Genomic DNA, 2526 nt, shown 5'->3' with positions numbered 1-2526 from the left:
GATGCGGCGCCGTTCTACCCGGCGGGCTGGTTCTGGATCGGCGGACGCTTCGCAGACCTCGTCGGCGTGCCCGCGTGGGAGTTCTACAAGCCCTTCGCGATCTTCACCATGGCGCTCGCGGCCTCGTTCGCGTTCCTCGCGTGGCGCGCGCTCGCGGGCTCGCGCATCGCCGTGCCGCTCGCGCTGTCGACCGCCGCGGTCGGCCTCGTGCTCGCCGCGTACGAGCCCTACTCCTGGCTGTTCATCGCGTTGCTGCCCGCGGTCGCGGTGTGGGCGCAACGCATCGCCGAGCCGCGCTATCTCGCCTACACCGGCGTATTCCTCGGTCTCGCCGCCATTACCTACACGCTTATCGCCGCCATCGGCGTGGTTATCGTGACGGCGGGCTCCGCGATTTACTTCGCCCGCACCCCTCGCGATGGGCGCGGGACGCGACTGCGCGTCGTGGGGTCATGGGTGGCGGCCGGAATCGTGTCTGCGCTGATCGCGCTGCTGTTCTGGACGCCGTACCTGCTGGCGGTGCTGCGCGGCGACGGCCACGAGCGCTCGGTGGCCACCGATTTCGCGCCCGAGGACGCGGCGCAATGGCCGCTGCCGATGCTCTCGGGCACCGGTCTCGTGCTGATGAGCATCGCCGGGCTGGTGTGGCTCGCGTGGACAGTCGGCGGCGCTGTCCGCGGGCGCGGGGAGGGCGCGGGCGCTTCGTCCCCGGAAATCGTCCGGATCGCGTTCGCCTTGGCGATCATGGTGCTCGCCGGCTATGCCTGGTTCGCGCTGTCCGGGCTGCGCGCGATCACCGGTTCGACGCTCCTGCCGTTCCGGCTCACGCCGGTGATCACCCTCGCATTCGCCTGCGCCGGGGTGTTCGCGCTGCGCGAGGCCTGGCGGCGTGCGCGCGCCTGGGCAGAGGCGAACGACCGCGGGCCGCAGGTGGCAGCCCTCGCCGTCGCGCTCGGCGCGGTGTTCGTCGTGCACGCCGCGCAATCGGTGTCCGAGGAGGATGCGGAGTTCTCCGACAAAGCCCGCTCCGCGCCGGGGGAACCGACGGCCGTGGTGGAGGCGATCTCCGACGTCACTGGCGGGGCCGAACCACAGGACCTTGTGGTGCTCAGCGACGACACGAGTCTGTACATGTTCCACCCGTACTGGGCATTCCAGGCGCCCGCCGCCGCGTATGCGGCGCCGACCGGCGAGTACGAGAAGCGCAACGGGCTGATCGAGGGGTGGTCGAAGGCGACCAGCGGACGGGAACTTGCCGGCGCGCTGCACGGCGGGGAGTTCCCGGGGCCCGACGTACTCGTTCTGACCCCGGAAAAGGGGTCGGATGGCGAAGTGTGGACGTACGACGAGGTCGTCAACACGATGCCGCTCAAGGGCAACATTCGCCAGGTGCCGATCGAGTTCGACCCCGAGATTTTTGCTGACGAGTCGATGTTTCACGTTGAACACGCGGGCGGGCGTGTCGTGATCGGGGTGCGCTAGCAGGCTGCCTCTGGCTTCGGCTGGCGCCGGATTCTCGTCGCCTGCCGTAGAACGCATGAATAGTCACCTTTCACCCACGCCGTGACACGACGGTTTGTGTACCGACCGCGCGGTTTATTGCGGTCGGCTGTGGGCGCAGCCCCCGGCTGATGAGGATCGGGCGACTTTGGCCCCGGCCCGGCCTTCGAGGCCGGCGCGGTCGCGCCGAAGCTCACAGAAATCCCCCAGCCCGCGCCAGGGAACGCACCAGCGAAGCGCAATAAGTTCTTATCTCATGGCGGCCGCCGGCCCCTCGTCCACTGCCCAGGGCGAAACGGGCCCCGACCACGAAGAGAAAGAGGCCCCTCATGGCATCGCTGTTTTCCCGCACGAAGCGCACGCACAAATCCGCCGAAACGAATCCGGCGGACAACTCCCGCACCCTCCGCCCCTATCCCGCCGCGAACGAACACCCGGCACCGGCCGCCGTCGCCGACAAGCGAACCTACGAGGGTCGCCCTCTCGACCGACCCGGGGAGGACATCGAGGATCAGGGCCTCGCGTTCGATGTCGCAACGCTGCTCGGGCGCCGCAAGTTTCTCGGAGCCCTCGGGCTAGGGGCCGGCGCCGTCGCGCTCGCCGCGTGCTCGCCCGGTTCCTCGGGATCCTCCGCCTCGGCGAGTTCGTCAAGTGCATCGGCCACGGGTGTCGCCGACACCACCTACACCGAGATACCCACCGAGACAGCGGGTCCTTACCCCGGCGACGGCTCGAACGGCCCCGACGTCCTCGACATGACTGGCGTCGAGCGTAGCGACATCCGCTCCTCGATCGGGGGCGGCGCGACGGCCGAGGGCGTGCATATCACGCTCGAGCTCAACATCATCGACATCGCCGGCGGGAACGTGCCGTTCACCGGCGCCGCCGTCTACGTTTGGCACTGCGACGCCGAGGGGAACTACTCGATGTACGGCGACGGCATCGAGGACGAAACGTATCTACGCGGCGTGCAGATTGCCGGAGATGACGGCGTGGTGAGGTTCACCTCGATCATGCCCGGCTGCT

At 69.0% G+C, this 2526-nt stretch carries 2 protein-coding genes; both read left to right on the top strand.

Going from position 1 to position 2526, the window contains the following annotated elements; all coding sequences use genetic code 11:
- The coding region (locus K8V11_RS02650) for an arabinofuranosyltransferase (protein WP_303910664.1) at window positions 1–1482 on the top strand (1482 nt) is incomplete at its 5' end.
- Window positions 1483–1829: 347 nt separating this feature from the next.
- Window positions 1830–2526: twin-arginine translocation signal domain-containing protein (locus K8V11_RS02645; RefSeq protein ID WP_303910663.1), on the top strand; the 697-nt coding region annotated here is incomplete at its 3' end.

Source organism: Dietzia timorensis (assembly GCF_020742175.1).
In the GTDB taxonomy this organism is placed as follows: domain Bacteria; phylum Actinomycetota; class Actinomycetes; order Mycobacteriales; family Mycobacteriaceae; genus Dietzia; species Dietzia timorensis_A.
Note: the sequence above shows the minus strand (reverse complement) of the source record. Positions and strands in the feature narration are given on the sequence as shown.